Below are 15008 nucleotides of genomic sequence, written 5' to 3' on the forward strand. Positions count from 1 at the left end.
GAAGTGAACCTGGCGTTGTTCAATGCCAGACCGTTGGCGGAGGAGGCGGAGGAGGAATGAAGCAAGGGCTGTTGCCGAACGGGGTGGAGGTGGTGGAGGCAGCGGACACGGTGATGGCGCGCGCCGGGCACGCTGGCGTACATTCCAGCGGAGGCGGCGGCGCTGCGGGGGCTTGCCCGCGCGAATGAAGGGCTCACGCGGGCGGTGGCGGCCCGGGGGAGGTCGCAGAAAGCGACCCTGGACCACGATGCGACGATTCCAGAGAGCCACCAGCAGGAGGCGTTGGCGCACTACAAGGGCGGGCGTGGGTATCAGCCGGCGGCGGTCTACTGGGTGGAGCAGGATCTGGTGATTGCGGACGAGTTTCGCGACGGGAACGTCCCGGCGGCGCCATCTCCGCTGAGCAAGCTGTCGTAGGCACTCGCCGACGCGGCCTCGATCTCGTAGCCCGCCAGACTCTGCGGCACGCTCGTGCGCAGTGGTTTCGACTGGACCATCAGCCGGCCGAGATCCAAGAGATCACTGCGGTTCGAGGCCAGTGCCGCTTCGACTGCCTGCGCCGCCACGTCTTCGCCGTGATCGACGACGGCGCCGAGCACGCGCGCGAACACCCGAGCGGCCTCTCCGGTCCGTGGCTATCCACCAGCAGCCGACACAACGCCCCGTACGGCTCGCCCAGCTCGCTCAGCAGCTCGGCCGCGACCTGGCGCACCGCCTGCGGCTTTTGCGCCAGCTCCGGCAGGTAGTGCCGATACCGGATTCGCTTCTCACCGAAGCGCTTGCGCTCGGCAATGCTGCGGCCTTGCTGGTCACACCGCTGCCGACTTACCTGATCCAGTCGTGTCAGGAGCTTCGCGCCGATCGCTCGCAGAGACTCACCGCTGGGAATTGGCACCAGCTCCTGCAAGCGGATCCCCTTGCCGCGGCTCTCGCGCTCACCGTCGACCTCCACTGTGACGTCGAAGAAGTCGACCTGGACTTCGTCCCCGGCTCGGTGCACCAGCGGCACGTACGTCTCCGACTGCTGTCGTCGGCGCTCCCGCAACCAGTCTTGCACCAACGTCAGTTGGACCTTGCCTTGTGCCTGATCACATACACCTGATCCACTCTCAGCACCTCCGCTACCTCCTCCGAAATTTCGTCCTCCCGGTTGGGTAGCAAGCTGCTGGGGGTGGGTCACTTGTTCAGCGTTGGGTGGGTCAGTTTCTTAGCGTTGCGTGCACTAAAGAATATCGTCGAGAGCGGAGCGAATCCTGCGCTTCAAGTCCGGGTGGAGGCCGTGGATCAACGCCGCGACATCGTCAGGGACCTTCAACCGTCGCATGACCGGTCATCGGTTTCAGTCGGCGAACAGTTCGTCCAATGTGTAGAGCTTTGCTTTACCGCGCGTCAGGGCCCGGAGACCGCGCCGGATCTCGGCGACGAGATTCGCATCGGCACGCACCGTTGCCGTCTCCTTCCAGCTCTCGAGGTCGGCAGGATTCACCAACACCGCCGCGGCGCGGCCGTTACGGGTGATGACTATCTCCTCGTCGTGCCCCTCGACTATATCCGCCGCGCCCGTATGCGCGTCCGAGCGGTGGAGGCACTCATCGAAGCGGGGGACTTCGCCGACCCGCTCGCACAGCGCCATTGGCGCTCCGGGCGCGCCCTTCGCCCTCAGAGGTTCCGCAGCAGCATGAGCCCGGCGACCGCGAAGACGGCGATCACGATCGCGGCGTGCATGCGACCGTCGTGGGCGCGCGCGAAGAGGTCGTTCTGGCGCATGTAGTTGAAGTCGATGAGGCCGAGGAAGAGCAGCATTCCCGCCGCCACGAGCGCGAGATCGCGGCCGCGTTCGGGCTGAACGCGATCGAGGCCGGCGGAGAGCACGAGGAGTGCCGCCGCGACCAGATCGGGGAGCGGAAAGGCGCGCTCGTGCTCGGCAAACCCGGGCGGGCGCCAGGGCTCGTCGAAGCGGGCCCGTCCGAGCGTCAGCCAGAAGCCCACGATGCCGGCGGCCGCGACGAGCTGCGCGACGAGGACGACGGTGGCGAAGGAGACCATGAGCCGGCGCTCCCCGCGAACGCTCAGGCCGAGCGGACGGATCGTGGCGCGGGAGCGGCGAGCCGCGCCGGGATGACGTCACGCGCGAAGACGTCCTCGACGCGCTCGGCGGTCTTTACGATCTCGGCCCGGTCGCCAGCGACGAGGACCGTCGCCGGGCGGGGCAGGGCGTTGAAGTTCGATGCCGAGGCTTCCTGGTAAGCCCCGGTGTCGAGAAAAGCCAGCACCTGTCCGGGGCGCAGCGCCGGAACCCGGGCGCTCGGTGCGAGACGATCCGCTCCGCAGGAATGGCCGACGATCTCGGCGGTCATGGTCGCCGGGGCGTCGACGGCGTCCGCCACCACGACGTCGTAACGATTGGCCTCCATCGTCCCGCAGGCCAGGAAGAACTCGGTGGTATCGGTAAGCACCCAGGCGAGCGGGATGGGCTCGGTCTGCCGCTTCACCACCTTCACGCGGGTGAGATGGAGGCCGCAATCGCCGTAGAGACCTCGCCCGGGCTCGGCTTGCAGGCGCACGCCCCGCGGGGACACGCCGCGGGCTTGCAGGCGCTCGCGGAGCGCCGCCGTGATGGTGGCGGCGTAGTCCTCGATGCTGGGCGCCAGCGGGCGCGGCGGGTGCTCCTGGAGAAGCGCTCCCGTGAGTCGCGCGAGCGCTGCGTGGTAGGCGGTTACCCCGAGCGCACGCAGCGCGGTCAGCACCGGGAACCCCACGAGCGAGGCCAGGAACTCCCCCCGTTCCAGCATGCGCGAGTGCGGGTCACGCGGTGCCGCCATGCCGCCGCCGACATCGAGCTCGGCGGGACGCCATCCGCCCCACGCGTCGCAGAGGTCGGCGACCAGATCGGCGAAGTGCCGCATGAGGCCGCGCCAGTACCACAGGCTCGCCGCGTGCCGTCCGGCGTGAAGGTGCAAGCCGACGAGCTCGACGTGCGGCAGCGCGAGCGCGCGCCGGCCCAGGTCGACCAGGTATTCGCGGGGGATGCCCGACTTGTAGACCTGGAATCCGAGGTCGATCGGAATCAGGAGCCGGGCGAAATCCGTCGGCTTCCAGAGGCTCGGGAGTGGAGGCTTGACCCGCAGGCGGATGCGGGCGCGCCGGCCGAGTGTCGCGGCGACCTCCTCGATGGTGTCGATTTCGTCCAGGTCCTCGACCGTGATGCGGACGCCCGCGGCGACGCAGTTGGCGAGGTGCTCGCGAGACTTGCCACCGCCGTTAACGGAGACGCGCTCCGGATCCACCCCCGTGGTCATCACGCCGGCGAGCTCTCCGGGCGAGTAGACGTCGGCCCCGGCGCCCTCGGCGCTCAAGATGCGGCGCGCCGCGAGGGAGAGGTTAGCCTTGAAGGCGGGCAGCACGTCGACCGGGCCATCGGGCCAACCGGCGGCGAGGGCGTCGCGATAGCGCCGATAGTTCTCGCGGAGTTGGGTCTCCGAGAGGACGAACAGCGGCGAGCCGAAGCGCTCCACCAGGTCGGCGGCACGCAGGTCGTCGACACAGAGATGGCCGTCGCGAACGCTCAGGCACCGGCTCGCGGCAATGCGTTCTCGCATGGCGCGGCACTGTACTCTCTTCCCGCGCCCGGCGCCAACCGAGTCGTGCCCGGCGGGCCCCGCACCGTGATCGATTCATGGGTCGGTGGAACATCCACTCACGCGGGAGCAGTGTCCGGCACCCCTTCTCTAAAATCTTCTTCGAGATCTCGGCAGCGGGTCGTTACCCGGTCGGAATCGGGACCGCTATCGACATCGGGATCGAATTGCGCCGCGGGCCGAGAGCGATTCCGATACCGACCCCAGGCCGACTCGGTCGCCCCGCGCCATCTGCGCCCCGCCCCGGCCGAGGCGAAGGATCGTCCGAATTGTCGCACCGTTCCCGAATGGAGTCCCCCGATTGACTCGGGTCGGTCCTCCGGTAAACGTCGTTCAGCAGGTTGAACGACGTTCAATGACGGCGCTGGTACACAGGAAGGGGCATGCCGAGCGGCTCGATCGGGGGCGGGCCGAGATGCGGGAGCGGATCTGTGCCGCGGCGATGCGACTGTTCCTGGAAGACGGATTCGAGCAGACGTCGATGCGGCGGATCGCCGCCGCCATCGGCTACAGCCCCGGTGCCATCTACTCGTACTTCGAGGACAAGGACGAGATTCTCTACGCGCTGCACATCGAAGGGTTCGGGAAGCTGCGTGAGGCTCTGCAGGTCATCGATCCGGCATTGCCGGCACGCGAGCGCCTGCGGCTCGGGGGCGAGGCGTACCTGCGCTTCGCCTTCGAGCATCCCGAGTACTACGACTTGATGTTCATCACCTCGCACACCGTCGCGCGTATCCGCGAGCAGGAACGCTGGGACGTCGGCTGGGACACGTACGATTTCCTTCGCGACCTCGTCCGCGCCGCGATGGCCGACGGGGTGTTGCCGGCCGGCGATCTCGAGGCGGCGACGTTCGCCATGTGGGCGAGCATGCACGGCATCGCCGCCCTCGTCATCCGCGGCCGGTGTCCGATGATTCCGCAAGCCGACGTCGGCGCCGTGGTCGCCAGCGCCTTCGCATGGCAGCAGGCGCGCCTGACGCGCCCGACCGTTGCCCGGCGGCGGCCGGCGGCCCGGCGCAGTGTAAAGAGGGTCAGAAAATGATGCATTCGATCCGTTCGGGGGCGCCGCTGATGGCGCTCGTGGCGCTGTCCATGTCTGGCTGCGGCCCGCGCACGGTCGCCTCGGTGCGGTCGGGCGACGAGGTGGAAGCGCGCGCCGTGCGGCTGGCGTCGGTGGTGCGCACCGAGGCCGCGGAGCCGATCCGCGCGGCCGGCCTGTTGCTCGGCAAGGAAGAGTCGCGCCTGTCCTTCAAGGTTGGCGGGGTCGTGCAGGAGGTGCTGGTCGACGAGGGCGCACGCGTTACCGCCGGCGCGCTCCTTGCGACGCTGCGGCCCGAGGAGGTCGTGGGCCGGGTTACCCAGGCCCATCGCGCCTTCGAGAAGGCGCAACGCGACCTCGACCGCCTCGATCGTCTGCACGATATGGGGATCGTCGCTACCGGCAACCTCGACGACGCTCGCACGCAGCGCGACGTGGCACGCGCGGCCCTCGACGTGGCACGTTTCGACGCGCAGTACGCCTCGATCCACGCGCCGGCAGACGGTGTCGTCCTCGAACGGCTGGCCGAGCCCGCCGAGCTGGTGTCGCCGGGCACGCCGGTGCTGCGCTTCAAGACGGCCACCGAGGGCTGGGTGGTGCGGGTCGGCCTGCCGGACCGCGACGTCGTCCGGGTCCAGCTCGGCGACGCGGCGATGGTGACCTCGCAGGCCTACCCGGGGCGCCACTTCGGCGGCCGGGTGACGCAGATCGCCGGGGCGGCCGCGCCGGCCACCGGAACTTTCGATCTCGAAGTGGCGGTCGATCCCGACGGCGCCACGTTCTATTCCGGCCTGTACGTAGCGATCGACGTCGAGCCGACCCGGCGCGAGCCCGTGGCGATCGTGCCCGTCGACGCCTTTCTCGAAGGAAACGGCGACCGCGGGATCGTGCTCGCCCTGGCGGCGGACGGCAAGACCGCGCGCCGCGTGCCGGTGCAGGTCGCCTTCCTCGACGGCGATCGCGTCGCGTTGCGCGCCGGCCTCGACGGGATCGACCGGGTCGTCACCGACGGCGCCGCCTGGCTGCGCGAGGGTGCCCCCGTGCGCGTGCTGCCGCCCAACGGCGAAGCGGCGAAGCCATGAACCTTGCCGCCTTCGCGGTCCGGCGCCCGCAACTGACGCTGGTGCTGTTCGCGATGCTGGCCACGATCGGCCTGCATTCGCTGCTGAACATCCCGCGTGCCGAAGACCCCAGCTTTCCCATCCCGACGTTCGTCGTCACCGCCATCTTCCCGGGCGCCAGCGCCTACGACGTCGAACAACTCGTCGTCGATCCGCTCGAGGACCGCTACCTGGAGCTGGACGACGTCGACGATGTGAAGTCCCGCAGCGAGGACGGCCTTGCCGTCATTGTTATCGACTTCGAGGCCGGTGCCGATCCGGAACGTAAGTACGAGGAAGTGATCCGCGAGACGAATGTGACACGGCCGGAACTCCCCGAAGGCCTCGCTCGTCTCGAGGTCAAGAAGGTCCAGGCGCACAACGTAGCCATTCTGCAGTTTGCGCTGCTGTCCGAGGATGCCCCCTGGCGGCAGCTCGAACGGGAGGCCGAGCGCCTGCAGGACCGCCTCGAGACGGTACCCGGCGTCAAGAAGGTCAGGACGTGGGCGTATCCGGAGGCGCAGGTCCGCGTCGAGATCGACCCGGCGCGCCCGATCCCCGTGACGCGCGTGCTCCAGGCCCTGCGGGGCGACTCCGCGACGATTCCCGGCGGCGGCGTGGACATCGGCAGCCGGCGCTTCAACGTCGACACGGGCGGTGCGTTCGCGTCGGTGGAGGACGTTGCCGACGTGGTGATCGCGACGGACGGGGCCCGTCTGGTGCGCCTTGGCGACGTCGCCCGCGTCGGCTGGGGGAACGCCGAAGAGTCCTACATTGGCCGTGTCGACGGGCGCCGCGCGGTGTTCGTGACCGTCGAGCAGCGCGACCTGCAGAACATCTTCGCGGTGCGGGACGCGGTGCTGCGTCAGGTGGACGCATTTGGTGCCGACCTGCCGGCCGGCGTGCAGATCGAGCTGGTCCACGACCAGTCGACGAGTGTGGCGCACCGGCTGCACGGGCTGGGGCGGGACTTCGTGCTCGCCATCGCGCTGGTACTGGTGACTTTGCTGCCGCTCGGTATCCGCGCTGCGTCGATCGTCATGGTGTCCATTCCGCTGTCGCTGGCGATCGGGGTGGCGCTGCTCCACGCCACGGGGTTCTCGATCAACCAGCTCAGCATCGTCGGGTTCGTGATCGCGCTTGGCCTGCTGGTGGACGACTCCATCGTCGTCACCGAGAACGTCACGCGGTTTCTCCGCCTCGGCTACTCGCGGGCAAGAGCGGCGGTCGAGGCGACGCGCCAGATCGGCGTCGCCGTGCTCGGCTGCACCGCCACGCTCATGCTGGCTTTCCTGCCGCTGCTGGCGCTGCCCGGCGGATCGGGGCAGTTTGCGCGCAGCCTGCCGCTGGCCGTGCTTTTCACGATCGGCGCATCGCTGGTCGTGTCGCTGACCATCATCCCCTTCCTGGCGAGTGTCGTGCTGCGCGAGCAGGGTCCGGAGGGCAACGCCGTCTTCCGTGCCATGCACCACGGCATCGAGCGGGTATACCGGCCCCTGCTGCGCGTCGCTCTTGCCTGGCCGCGCACGACCGTGGCCGTCTCCGCGGTCGTGAGTGTGGCGGCGCTGGCGATCGTGCCGACGGTGGGCTTCAGCCTGTTCCCGAAGGCCGACGTGCCGCAGTTCCTGGTGGCGATCGAAACGCCGCAGGGGAGCTCGCTCGCCGAGACTGACGCGGCGGCGCGATTTGCCGAGGCGGTGCTCGCGCGTCACCCGGAAGTGAAGCGGGTGATCGCCAACGTCGGGCGCGGTAACCCGCAGATCTTCTACAACGCGCTGCCGGCCGAGGAAAAGAGCAATGTCGGCGAGTTGTTCGTGCTATTGCGCGAGTATGCGCCCCAGCGCACGCCGGCACTGCTCAACGAGATCCGCGCGGAGCTGGCGGCGTACCCGCGGGCGCGGCTCTGGGTGAAGGAGTTCCAGAACGGTCCGCCGGTCGATGCGTTGCTCGCCATTCGCGTCTTCGCCCCGGATCTCGACCAGTTGCGGCAGCTAGCCGAACGGGTGGAGGGGGCGATCGAGGCGACGGACGGGACGCGGTACGTGAACAACCCCCTGCGCGTGGCGAAGACCGATCTCGCCGTGCGCGTCGACGCCGCGCAGGCCGGCCGCTTCGGCATTCCCGAGAGCGAGGTGCAGAGCGCCGTCCGCCTGGCGATTGCCGGCGTCAAGGCGGGAACTCTGCGCGACAGCCGGGGCGAAGAGTACGACGTGCGCGTCACCCTGCCGCAGGGGGCACGGCCGACGCTGGCGGCGTTGGATCGGTTGCGGATTGCGACGTCGAACGGCGTCCCGCCGCCGCTGCGGCAGCTCGCCGTACTCGAGCTCGACTCCGCGCCGCCGCGCATCGACCACCACGACAAGCTGCGCAGCGTTACGGTCTCCGCCGACGTGCGCCTCGGCTACAATACGGACCGGGTGACGCGGCAGGTCATGGCGAGGCTGGCGGACATGCCGTGGCCGGCGGCGACGCGATGGGAGCCGGCGGGCGAGTACGAGGCCGCCGACGAGAGCTTCGGCGGCCTCGGCACGGCGTTCCTCGTCGCGGCGTTCGGCATCCTCGCCGTCCTCGTGCTCGAGTTCCGGACGTTCAAGAGCACGCTGATCGTCGCCAGCGTCATCCCGCTCGGCGTCATGGGTGGCCTGGTGGCCCTGCTGCTCGTCGGTTACTCGCTTTCGTTCACGGCGGCGATCGGCTTCATCGCGTTGATCGGCATCGAGGTGAAGAACTCGATCCTGCTCGTCGACTTCACCGACCAGTTGCGGGCGCAGGGGGTCGGCCTCGACGAGGCCATCGAGCGCGCCGGGCAGGCGCGCTTCTTTCCGATCCTGCTGACGACACTCACGGCGCTCGGCGGCATGCTGCCGCTGGCGCTGGAGCAGTCGCCGCTCTATTCGCCGCTCGCCGTCGTGATCATGGGCGGCTTGATCAGCTCGACGGTGCTGGCGCGGCTGGTGACGCCAGTCCTGTACAAGCTGCTCGAGCCGGTGGTGGAGATGGCAGCGGACGAAGTGACGCCGGGCCAGCCGGCGTGACCGGCGGCCGATGCGTTTCAGCCTGAGCACGATCCTCGCGTGCCCGGCCGAGCGGGAGGCCCGGAAGCGCTTGCCGCCCCGGCAACGGGTGACGGAGGGACGGGGTGAGCAGACGGCTTCGGCGAAGCAACGGGTTTTCTCTCGGCGCCCCAGGGCGGGCCTCCTGAGGGGCCGCACCCCGCCGCCGCTCATCGTGAGGTGCGCCGCCGGGGGCGGGCCGCCGGAGGCACCCCCGGGAGGTTGGAAATCCACCGATTGCGGATTGCGGAGAGTCTGCCATGTCGACAGGGTGCCGCTTACGCGGGCGGAGGTGCCACGCGCCATGACGAAGGATGAGCTGAGGCGGCGAACGCGCCGGTTCGCGTTGGACGTGATCCGCCCGGTGCAGTCGCTCATGGCCCGCACGGCCGCGCGCCGGGCGGCCGGCGGGTGACTTTTTCTCTTTCTTTCTTGGGTGTCTTCGTCTTTCTTTCCTGGGTGTCTTCGTCTTTCTTCCACCCCGATGAGGAGAGCGCCGTCGCCGTAAGTAGCTGAAAAGGAAAGTGGGCAGGGAGTGAATTGAACACTCGACACAGGGATTTTCAGTCCCTTGCTCTACCGACTGAGCTACCTGCCCGTCCCGGAAGGCCGCCGCGGGAGGGTCGCCTCGCGGCGCGACCGGCGGAAGCTACCAGAGAAACGCATCGCCGGGCAAGACCGTTGTCCCCCCCCGGCCCCCGGTCCGCCCGCGCCGCGTTGACAGTCGGAAACGTCTTGGCTAAGCGAGCCGTGGTGTTCGAAGTTGCCCCCGTGCAAGGCGTTTCGCATCCCCGTTCGCTTGCCCAGGTCGGCTCGGGCGGCGGCAGCGGCGATCGAACCCGCGTGCGGCCGCACTTCCTGACGCCGCTTTCCCGTTCACATCGGAGGAGGTTCCTGCATCATGGCTGAGAAGAAAGCCAAGACGGCCGAAAAGGGTGGCGCCGCCCAGTACAAGCGATCCTGTCCGAGCTGCGGCGCGGAAAGCCGCGTGACCATGTTCACCGGCTTCGGCCGCAAGGGGTACTTCTGGGTCTGCGACAAGAACTGCGGTTATACGCAACGCACCCGCTAGAGGGAGAGAGCCATGGCGCGTAAACCGAAGAAGACGAAGGGAAAGAAGGGACTGCACGTCTTCGACGAGGAGGCCGGCGCCGATCAGGAAGACGGCGACCTGCCACGCGACGAGGTCGGCCGGCGCAAGATCAAGCGCCAGTACGGCGACCTGCTCGGCGTTCGCATCGATAAACTCAGGGGCCGTATCCTCAACCGCGAACGCATCAACAAGACCATCGAAGGCATCTACTTCATCTGTGGCGAATGCAAGAAGATCTGCCACAACATGGACGAAGGCCTGGTCGAAGACCCGAACAACGTTCACAACCTCTGCAGCGCCTGCGCAAAAGCCAAGAACAAGGGGCGGGCGGCGTAGGCACAGCATCCGTCGGTCGTCGCCCGGTCGTTGTCGTCCGTCTGGCCGGTTTTCGCCGGCCTCACTGGTATCCTCGTTGTCGGCGCGCTCACTGCGCCGCGCAGATCGCTCCTTCGAGTTGCGCCGGGACGGGGCTTTCCACCACCACCGGCTCGCCGGTGGTGGGATGGTCGAAGCGCACCCTGACGGCGTGCAGGAGATGCCGGCCCGGCTCCCCGGTGTCCCGCCCTCCGCCGTAAAGCACGTCACCGACCACCGGGTGACCGATTGACGCCAGGTGCACGCGGATCTGGTGCATGACCCCGGTGCGAATTCGCACCGCAAGCAGGGTTCGGCCGCGGCCATGGGACAGCGGTCGATAGCGGGTGTCGGCGCGACGCGCCCCGGGCGACTCGGGCGACGCGACGCGCATCTTGCGCCGGTTGTGTGCCGCATGCGCCAGCGGGGTGCGGATGGCCCCCGCCGCCACCACCGTTCCCTCCACCACCGCCACGTACTCCTTGCGAACCCGATGCGTCGCGAATTGCCGGCGCAAATCGACGTACGCTTGCGCCGTCCGCGCCACCAGCAACACGCCTGAGGTTTCGGTGTCGAGCCGGTGGACGATGCCCGGCTCCAACGCGCGCCCACCCGCCGCCGTCTCGGGAAAACGTGCCAGCAGGAAGTTGGCGACCGTCTCCGTCTCCTCGGCGCGCAGCGCGTGCGACGGCATACCCGCCGGTTTGTCGAGCCCTAGCACCGCCTCGTCTTCGTAGAGAACCGGCACCGCCAGCGCGGCGTTGGGCTGCAACCCGGGCGGCTCCAAAAGCGCGCCAGCGAGTTCTATAAGGTCACCCGCCGCCACCGTATGACGCTTGCGGACCCGCCGTCCGTTAACGCGCACGAGGCCGTCCGCAACCGCTCGCTGCGCGGTCCGGCGGGACCCGCCCGGCAGATGGCGCGCCAGGAAAACATCGATTCGCATCGCTGCCGCGTCGCACGGTACGGTCAGTGTCGGCATGCCCGGACTATAGACCACTCTGACGGGGGCTCAACTCGCGCCCTGCGCACCGCCTCTCGACTGCCTGCGCGCACCGTCGTACGGTCCCCGGCAGAGGTAAACCATGCCGACAAAGAGCGACTGGGCCAGATGGCGCGCGGAATTCCCGATCCTGGAACGCCCGGGAATCCACTTCAACCACGCCGGCGTTTCGCCGATCTCGCGCCGCGTCGCGGCGGCGGTGGCGGCGTTTGCCGAGGACTGGATGCGCCTCGACGCGACCATGCAGCAGCCGTGGAGCGCGCGCGTGCAGGCGGCCCGCGCCGGTTTCGCTCGCCTCGTCGGCGCCCGGCCGGACGAGATCGCCTTCGTGAAGAACACCTCGGAGGGCATCTCGCTGGTGGCGGCGGGCATCGAGTGGCGCCCCGGCGACAACGCGATTGCCGTCGATGGCGAGTATCCGTCGAACGTCTACCCGTGGTTCGGCCTGCGCCGCTGGGGCGTGGAGACGCGTCTGGTCACGCCGCGCCGGGGACGCGTTCTCGTCGATGACGTCGCCGCGCTCGCCGACGCTCGCACACGCGTCGTGAGCGTTAGTTTCGTCGATTGGAACAGCGGCGCGCGCACGGCGCTGACGCCGCTCGGGGAGTGGTGCCGATCGCGGGGCATTCTGTTCTGTGTCGACGCCATTCAGGGCGTCGGCGCGGTACGGCTCGACGTCGAACGCGATCATATCGACTGCCTTGCGGTCGGCGGCCACAAGTGGCTGCTGGCACCGGAAGGCTGCGGCTATCTGTTCGTTTCGCGCCGCGTCGCGGATAAGGTCCAATCGGTCCTGCACGGCTGGAAGAGCGTCACCGACGCCGAGACGTATCTGCCCTACCACTTCACCCCGCGCCCGGACGCGGCGAAGTTCGAACCCGGCAGTCCGGCCGTGCTCGGTACGGCTGCCCTTGGCGCCGCGATCGATCTGTTGCTCGAGGTGGGCCCCGCCGCCATCGAGGAACGGATCATGGAGATCACCGATCGCCTCGCCGCCGGACTGCGCGCCAGGGGCGCGGAGATCCTCAGCCCGTGGGGCGCCGAAGAACGCTCGGGCATCGTCGTCTTCCGTCTCGGCGACGATCCGCAGCGGCTCTGCGATGCCCTCACCGCCCGCGGCGTCGTCGTCCGGGTCCGCGGCGGCGGCATTCGCTGCGCCCCGCATTTCTACAATGACGAGGGGGACGTGGAGAGGTTTCTTGGAGGGCTTGAGGGTGTGAGGGCGTGAGGGCATGAGGGGGGCGTTGCCCGTGGGTGTCTCGTTAGTCCCCGTTAGTCCCCGCCGTCTGGGTAGACCACGCCGGCCGCGGGCTGCCGCGGGGCAGCGACGTACGTCCGTCGCGCACGGTTGCGGCGTTCGCTGAACTGATCGAGTAGGTCCGGGCGGCCCGCAGGCGCGTGCCGGCCCGCCGGTCAGCGTCCGGGGCCCCGACGGTGTCCGCGGTCGCGGCGGCGACGGGAGGCTGCACTGCCGTGCGGCGTTATGACGTATCGGGCAACTTGGGCATCTTTTGGACGGCACCGGACCACCGTTCCCGCCGAGACGGCTTGCCGCGGCTGGCATCTCAGATGGCACACGGTCTGCACTACCAGGTCAGGGAAAGAGGAACCGACCGCTGACTCCGGAATGGACAGCCGAGATCGAGGAGGGGATCGTGAAACGTAAGACGACGTTGCTGGAGCTGGTGCAAGCCGTACAGGACTACTGTACTACCGACGGAGAAGTCGTGGCCGTGGTTATGCACCTGGTTAATTCGGGACGAGTCGTTCTGTGCGGGACGTTTTCGGGCCGCCGGATCAGCGTCTGACCGCCGGCCTGCCGCTCGGGGGCGGCGCGGCGAAGATGGCCCTTCCTGCCGGGCCCGGGATTTCCCCGGCCGCGGCGCGCGGTCCCGCGCATCGCTCGTTACAGAACTGATGCCGTCAGGCCGACCCTGCGTTCTGCCGTAAGAACGGCAGGGCTTCCTGAGCGAGACTCTGGATCGTATCCCGCTCTGCGGTGACGGTTGGCACATCGGCCACGAGTCGGGTGTGCTCGGCCTCCAGGGCGACGAAATCCGTGGCTTCCTTGATCCGGGCCTCCTCGGCGGCGGCCCGGCGGCCGACGTCGGCCAGTTGCCCGTCCAGGACCGCGCTCCCCGCGTTCCGTGTCGCCGCCGCCGCACTCTCCGCCCAGTGTTCCGCGGATGCGACGAACGCCGGGAGGTCGTTCGCTTCGAAAGCGGTCAGGCCCGCGAGATACCAGCGCTTCCACAGCGCCCGTCGCAGCCGAGCGAAGCGGCCGGTGGTGGCGCGCTGCTGGCGGTCGTCGGGAGCGATCTCCCCGGCGGCCGGCGCCTGAGGCTCCCACGCGACGGTTTCGGCCGTGGCGCCGTAGTCGGCGGCGGCTCTCGCCATGGCGCGCGAACTCTGGTTGGCGGACTCGGCCAGTCGATCGGCGAAGCGCTGGACGGCGTTGCTGACGGCGGCGTCGAGGGTGACGGCGTCCGCGGTGCGGACCCATTGACGTCGTTCCTTGTGCAGTTCGCGCCGCAACTCGGAGGCGAGTGACCCGGCCGCGGCTTCAATGTCCCGGCGGTGCTGTTCGACCGCGGCGGAGAACGTACCAAAGGCGTCCCGTGCCGCCGCGGTTTCGGCGGCGGCCGCCGCGGCGGCGTCGTCGAGTTGCCGGCGGGCGGCGGCGAGAGCGGTGTCCAGCGACGCTTGCCGCTCCCTCAGGTTGACGATGGTGCCGTCGAGCCATCCTCCGACACGTTTGGCCGTCTGGCGCAGCGCGGTGAGGTCGCGTTCCCCGGAGCCTGCGAAGCCGCGCAATGTCCCGGTGAGGGCGTCGATACCGCCGGCTCCTGCACGGTTGCCGCCGCCCTGCGTTGCGGCGTCGAATGCCGCCCGAGCGTCGACGAGGCAAAGCTCGTGAGCATCCGCCACTTGCCGGCGCAACGTGGCCGCGTGGCGCTCGCGTTCGGCGGCGTCGAGTTCCGTGCAGGCGGCGTCGAGATTCCAGACGACGAAGAGCTTGCCGATGTCGGCGTCGAGCGTCTCGACCAGGTGCCGGGTGAACCGGGTGAACAGGGCAGGGTAGCGCACGACGAGGATGACGGCGTCGAGTCCTTGCAGCGCTTCGGCGGTGACCGCGTCGAAGTGACGGTCGGCGCCGACGCCCGGGGTGTCGATGAGGTCCACCTGACCGCCCAGTCCGAGCACATCGAGATCGGTTTCGACGATCACCTCGCGCGGATGTTCCGCGGTGGGCTCGGTCAGGCTGCTGCGCATCAGGTCTTCGAGTGCGTCGACACTGGGCAGCGCCCGGTCGCCGGCGCGCCACGTCGGGGTCGGGCCATAGGTGATGCGGACCGGAATAGCTGTGAGCGGGTCGAAGGCGACCGGCGACAGCCGCGCGCCGGCCAGCGCGTTCACGAGCGTGGACTTGCCGGCTTTGACCTCGCCGTAAACGGCGATGCGCAGGCGGCGGCGTTCGAAGTCGGAGAGGAGGGCGTCGAGATCGGCGAGGGTGCCGCCCGGGACCAGGGCGGTGTGGGCCGCGAGGGCGTCGCGGGTGCGCGCGAGGGTTTCCGAGAGGCGGGTCGTCAATGTGCCGTAGGCACGGGCGCTGTCGGCGGGGATGGCGTCGGATGTCGGCATGGAAAGAAACCTCTCGTCGAAAGTGCCGCGGAGCTATAGGAACTGCGCGTGCGAGGCGCAACCGGGGGGTGGACGGCGGGGGCGTT

Annotated in this window: 14 protein-coding genes and 1 tRNA gene; 8 read left to right on the plus strand and 7 right to left on the minus strand. The window is 69.1% G+C overall.

Annotation, left to right across the window (positions count from 1 at the left end; translation table 11 throughout):
• The first annotated feature begins 204 nt into the window (after window positions 1-204).
• Window positions 205-417 carry a hypothetical protein gene (locus L6Q96_13685; protein MCK6555611.1) on the plus strand — a complete coding sequence of 71 codons (213 nt, stop codon included), beginning with the start codon at window positions 205-207 and terminating at the stop codon, window positions 415-417.
• Between the two features lie 79 nt (window positions 418-496).
• Here the strand turns inward: L6Q96_13685 and L6Q96_13690 are convergent, their stop codons facing one another.
• The 4 genes from L6Q96_13690 to L6Q96_13705 all read right to left on the minus strand — a co-directional run bounded on the left by L6Q96_13690 (window position 497) and on the right by L6Q96_13705 (window position 3599).
• Window positions 497-1057: a hypothetical protein gene (locus tag L6Q96_13690; protein MCK6555612.1), complete on the minus strand. Its 561-nt coding sequence runs from the start codon at window positions 1055-1057 to the stop codon at window positions 497-499.
• A gap of 282 nt (window positions 1058-1339) precedes the next feature.
• A complete protein-coding gene (locus tag L6Q96_13695; protein MCK6555613.1) occupies window positions 1340-1633 on the minus strand; it encodes a type II toxin-antitoxin system Phd/YefM family antitoxin in 294 nt (97 codons plus the stop codon).
• A gap of 26 nt (window positions 1634-1659) precedes the next feature.
• Window positions 1660-2046: a hypothetical protein gene (locus L6Q96_13700; protein MCK6555614.1), complete on the minus strand. Its 387-nt coding sequence runs from the start codon at window positions 2044-2046 to the stop codon at window positions 1660-1662.
• 23 nt (window positions 2047-2069) lie between these two features.
• Window positions 2070-3599, minus strand: a complete 1530-nt coding sequence (locus L6Q96_13705) for an alanine racemase (protein MCK6555615.1) — start codon at window positions 3597-3599, stop codon at window positions 2070-2072.
• 394 nt (window positions 3600-3993) lie between these two features.
• Here L6Q96_13705 and L6Q96_13710 point away from each other — a divergent pair, with 394 nt between their 5' ends.
• From L6Q96_13710 to L6Q96_13720, 3 genes are read left to right on the plus strand one after another with little or no spacing between them, the layout of a single operon-like run.
• Entirely contained in the window at window positions 3994-4680 is a 687-nt protein-coding gene (locus L6Q96_13710; GenBank protein ID MCK6555616.1) for a TetR/AcrR family transcriptional regulator, read from the plus strand.
• Window positions 4677-5759 carry an efflux RND transporter periplasmic adaptor subunit gene (locus L6Q96_13715; protein MCK6555617.1) on the plus strand — a complete coding sequence of 361 codons (1083 nt, stop codon included), beginning with the start codon at window positions 4677-4679 and terminating at the stop codon, window positions 5757-5759. The genes L6Q96_13710 and L6Q96_13715 overlap by 4 nt, the downstream gene beginning before the upstream one ends.
• On the plus strand, window positions 5756-8812 hold the full coding sequence (locus L6Q96_13720; protein MCK6555618.1) for an efflux RND transporter permease subunit: 3057 nt from the start codon (window positions 5756-5758) through the stop codon (window positions 8810-8812). The genes L6Q96_13715 and L6Q96_13720 overlap by 4 nt, the downstream gene beginning before the upstream one ends.
• A 543-nt stretch (window positions 8813-9355) precedes the next feature.
• On the opposite strand, the gene L6Q96_13725 is transcribed toward L6Q96_13720, so the two are convergent.
• A tRNA-Phe gene (locus tag L6Q96_13725) sits at window positions 9356-9428 on the minus strand.
• Between the two features lie 303 nt (window positions 9429-9731).
• Here L6Q96_13725 and L6Q96_13730 point away from each other — a divergent pair.
• Entirely contained in the window at window positions 9732-9902 is a 171-nt protein-coding gene (locus L6Q96_13730; protein ID MCK6555619.1) for a hypothetical protein, read from the plus strand.
• Between the two features lie 12 nt (window positions 9903-9914).
• Window positions 9915-10259: a hypothetical protein gene (locus L6Q96_13735; protein ID MCK6555620.1), complete on the plus strand. Its 345-nt coding sequence runs from the start codon at window positions 9915-9917 to the stop codon at window positions 10257-10259.
• A gap of 88 nt (window positions 10260-10347) precedes the next feature.
• Here the strand turns inward: L6Q96_13735 and L6Q96_13740 are convergent, their stop codons facing one another.
• On the minus strand, window positions 10348-11223 hold the full coding sequence (locus tag L6Q96_13740) for an RluA family pseudouridine synthase (GenBank protein MCK6555621.1): 876 nt from the start codon (window positions 11221-11223) through the stop codon (window positions 10348-10350).
• Window positions 11224-11362: 139 nt separating this feature from the next.
• On the opposite strand from L6Q96_13740, the gene L6Q96_13745 reads away from it, so the two are divergent.
• Together L6Q96_13745 and L6Q96_13750 are read left to right on the plus strand one after the other, a co-directional pair.
• Complete coding sequence (locus L6Q96_13745) at window positions 11363-12508, plus strand: aminotransferase class V-fold PLP-dependent enzyme (protein ID MCK6555622.1); 1146 nt, start codon at window positions 11363-11365, stop codon at window positions 12506-12508.
• A gap of 427 nt (window positions 12509-12935) precedes the next feature.
• Window positions 12936-13088: a hypothetical protein gene (locus tag L6Q96_13750; GenBank protein MCK6555623.1), complete on the plus strand. Its 153-nt coding sequence runs from the start codon at window positions 12936-12938 to the stop codon at window positions 13086-13088.
• A 115-nt stretch (window positions 13089-13203) separates the two neighbouring features.
• On the opposite strand, the gene L6Q96_13755 is transcribed toward L6Q96_13750, so the two are convergent.
• The gene (locus tag L6Q96_13755; protein MCK6555624.1) at window positions 13204-14922 is read right to left on the minus strand and encodes a dynamin family protein; all 1719 of its coding nucleotides are present in this window, start codon (window positions 14920-14922) and stop codon (window positions 13204-13206) included.
• Between the last annotated feature and the right edge of the window lie 86 nt (window positions 14923-15008).

Source organism: Candidatus Binatia bacterium, assembly GCA_023150935.1.
Taxonomy (GTDB): Bacteria; Desulfobacterota; Binatia; order HRBIN30; family HRBIN30; genus JAKLJW01.

Bases quoted from the DNA above. Each gene is read 5' to 3' on its own strand.
- L6Q96_13695 (MCK6555613.1), bottom strand. From the start codon at position 1,633: ATGGCGCTGTGCGAGCGGGTCGGCGAAGTCCCCCGCTTCGATGAGTGC.
- L6Q96_13700 (MCK6555614.1), bottom strand. From the start codon at position 2,046: ATGGTCTCCTTCGCCACCGTCGTCCTCGTCGCGCAGCTCGTCGCGGCC.
- L6Q96_13705 (MCK6555615.1), bottom strand. From the start codon at position 3,599: ATGCGAGAACGCATTGCCGCGAGCCGGTGCCTGAGCGTTCGCGACGGC.
- L6Q96_13710 (MCK6555616.1), top strand. From the start codon at position 3,994: ATGACGGCGCTGGTACACAGGAAGGGGCATGCCGAGCGGCTCGATCGG.
- L6Q96_13715 (MCK6555617.1), top strand. From the start codon at position 4,677: ATGATGCATTCGATCCGTTCGGGGGCGCCGCTGATGGCGCTCGTGGCG.
- L6Q96_13720 (MCK6555618.1), top strand. From the start codon at position 5,756: ATGAACCTTGCCGCCTTCGCGGTCCGGCGCCCGCAACTGACGCTGGTG.
- L6Q96_13730 (MCK6555619.1), top strand. From the start codon at position 9,732: ATGGCTGAGAAGAAAGCCAAGACGGCCGAAAAGGGTGGCGCCGCCCAG.
- L6Q96_13735 (MCK6555620.1), top strand. From the start codon at position 9,915: ATGGCGCGTAAACCGAAGAAGACGAAGGGAAAGAAGGGACTGCACGTC.
- L6Q96_13740 (MCK6555621.1), bottom strand. From the start codon at position 11,223: ATGCGAATCGATGTTTTCCTGGCGCGCCATCTGCCGGGCGGGTCCCGC.
- L6Q96_13745 (MCK6555622.1), top strand. From the start codon at position 11,363: ATGCCGACAAAGAGCGACTGGGCCAGATGGCGCGCGGAATTCCCGATC.
- L6Q96_13755 (MCK6555624.1), bottom strand. From the start codon at position 14,922: ATGCCGACATCCGACGCCATCCCCGCCGACAGCGCCCGTGCCTACGGC.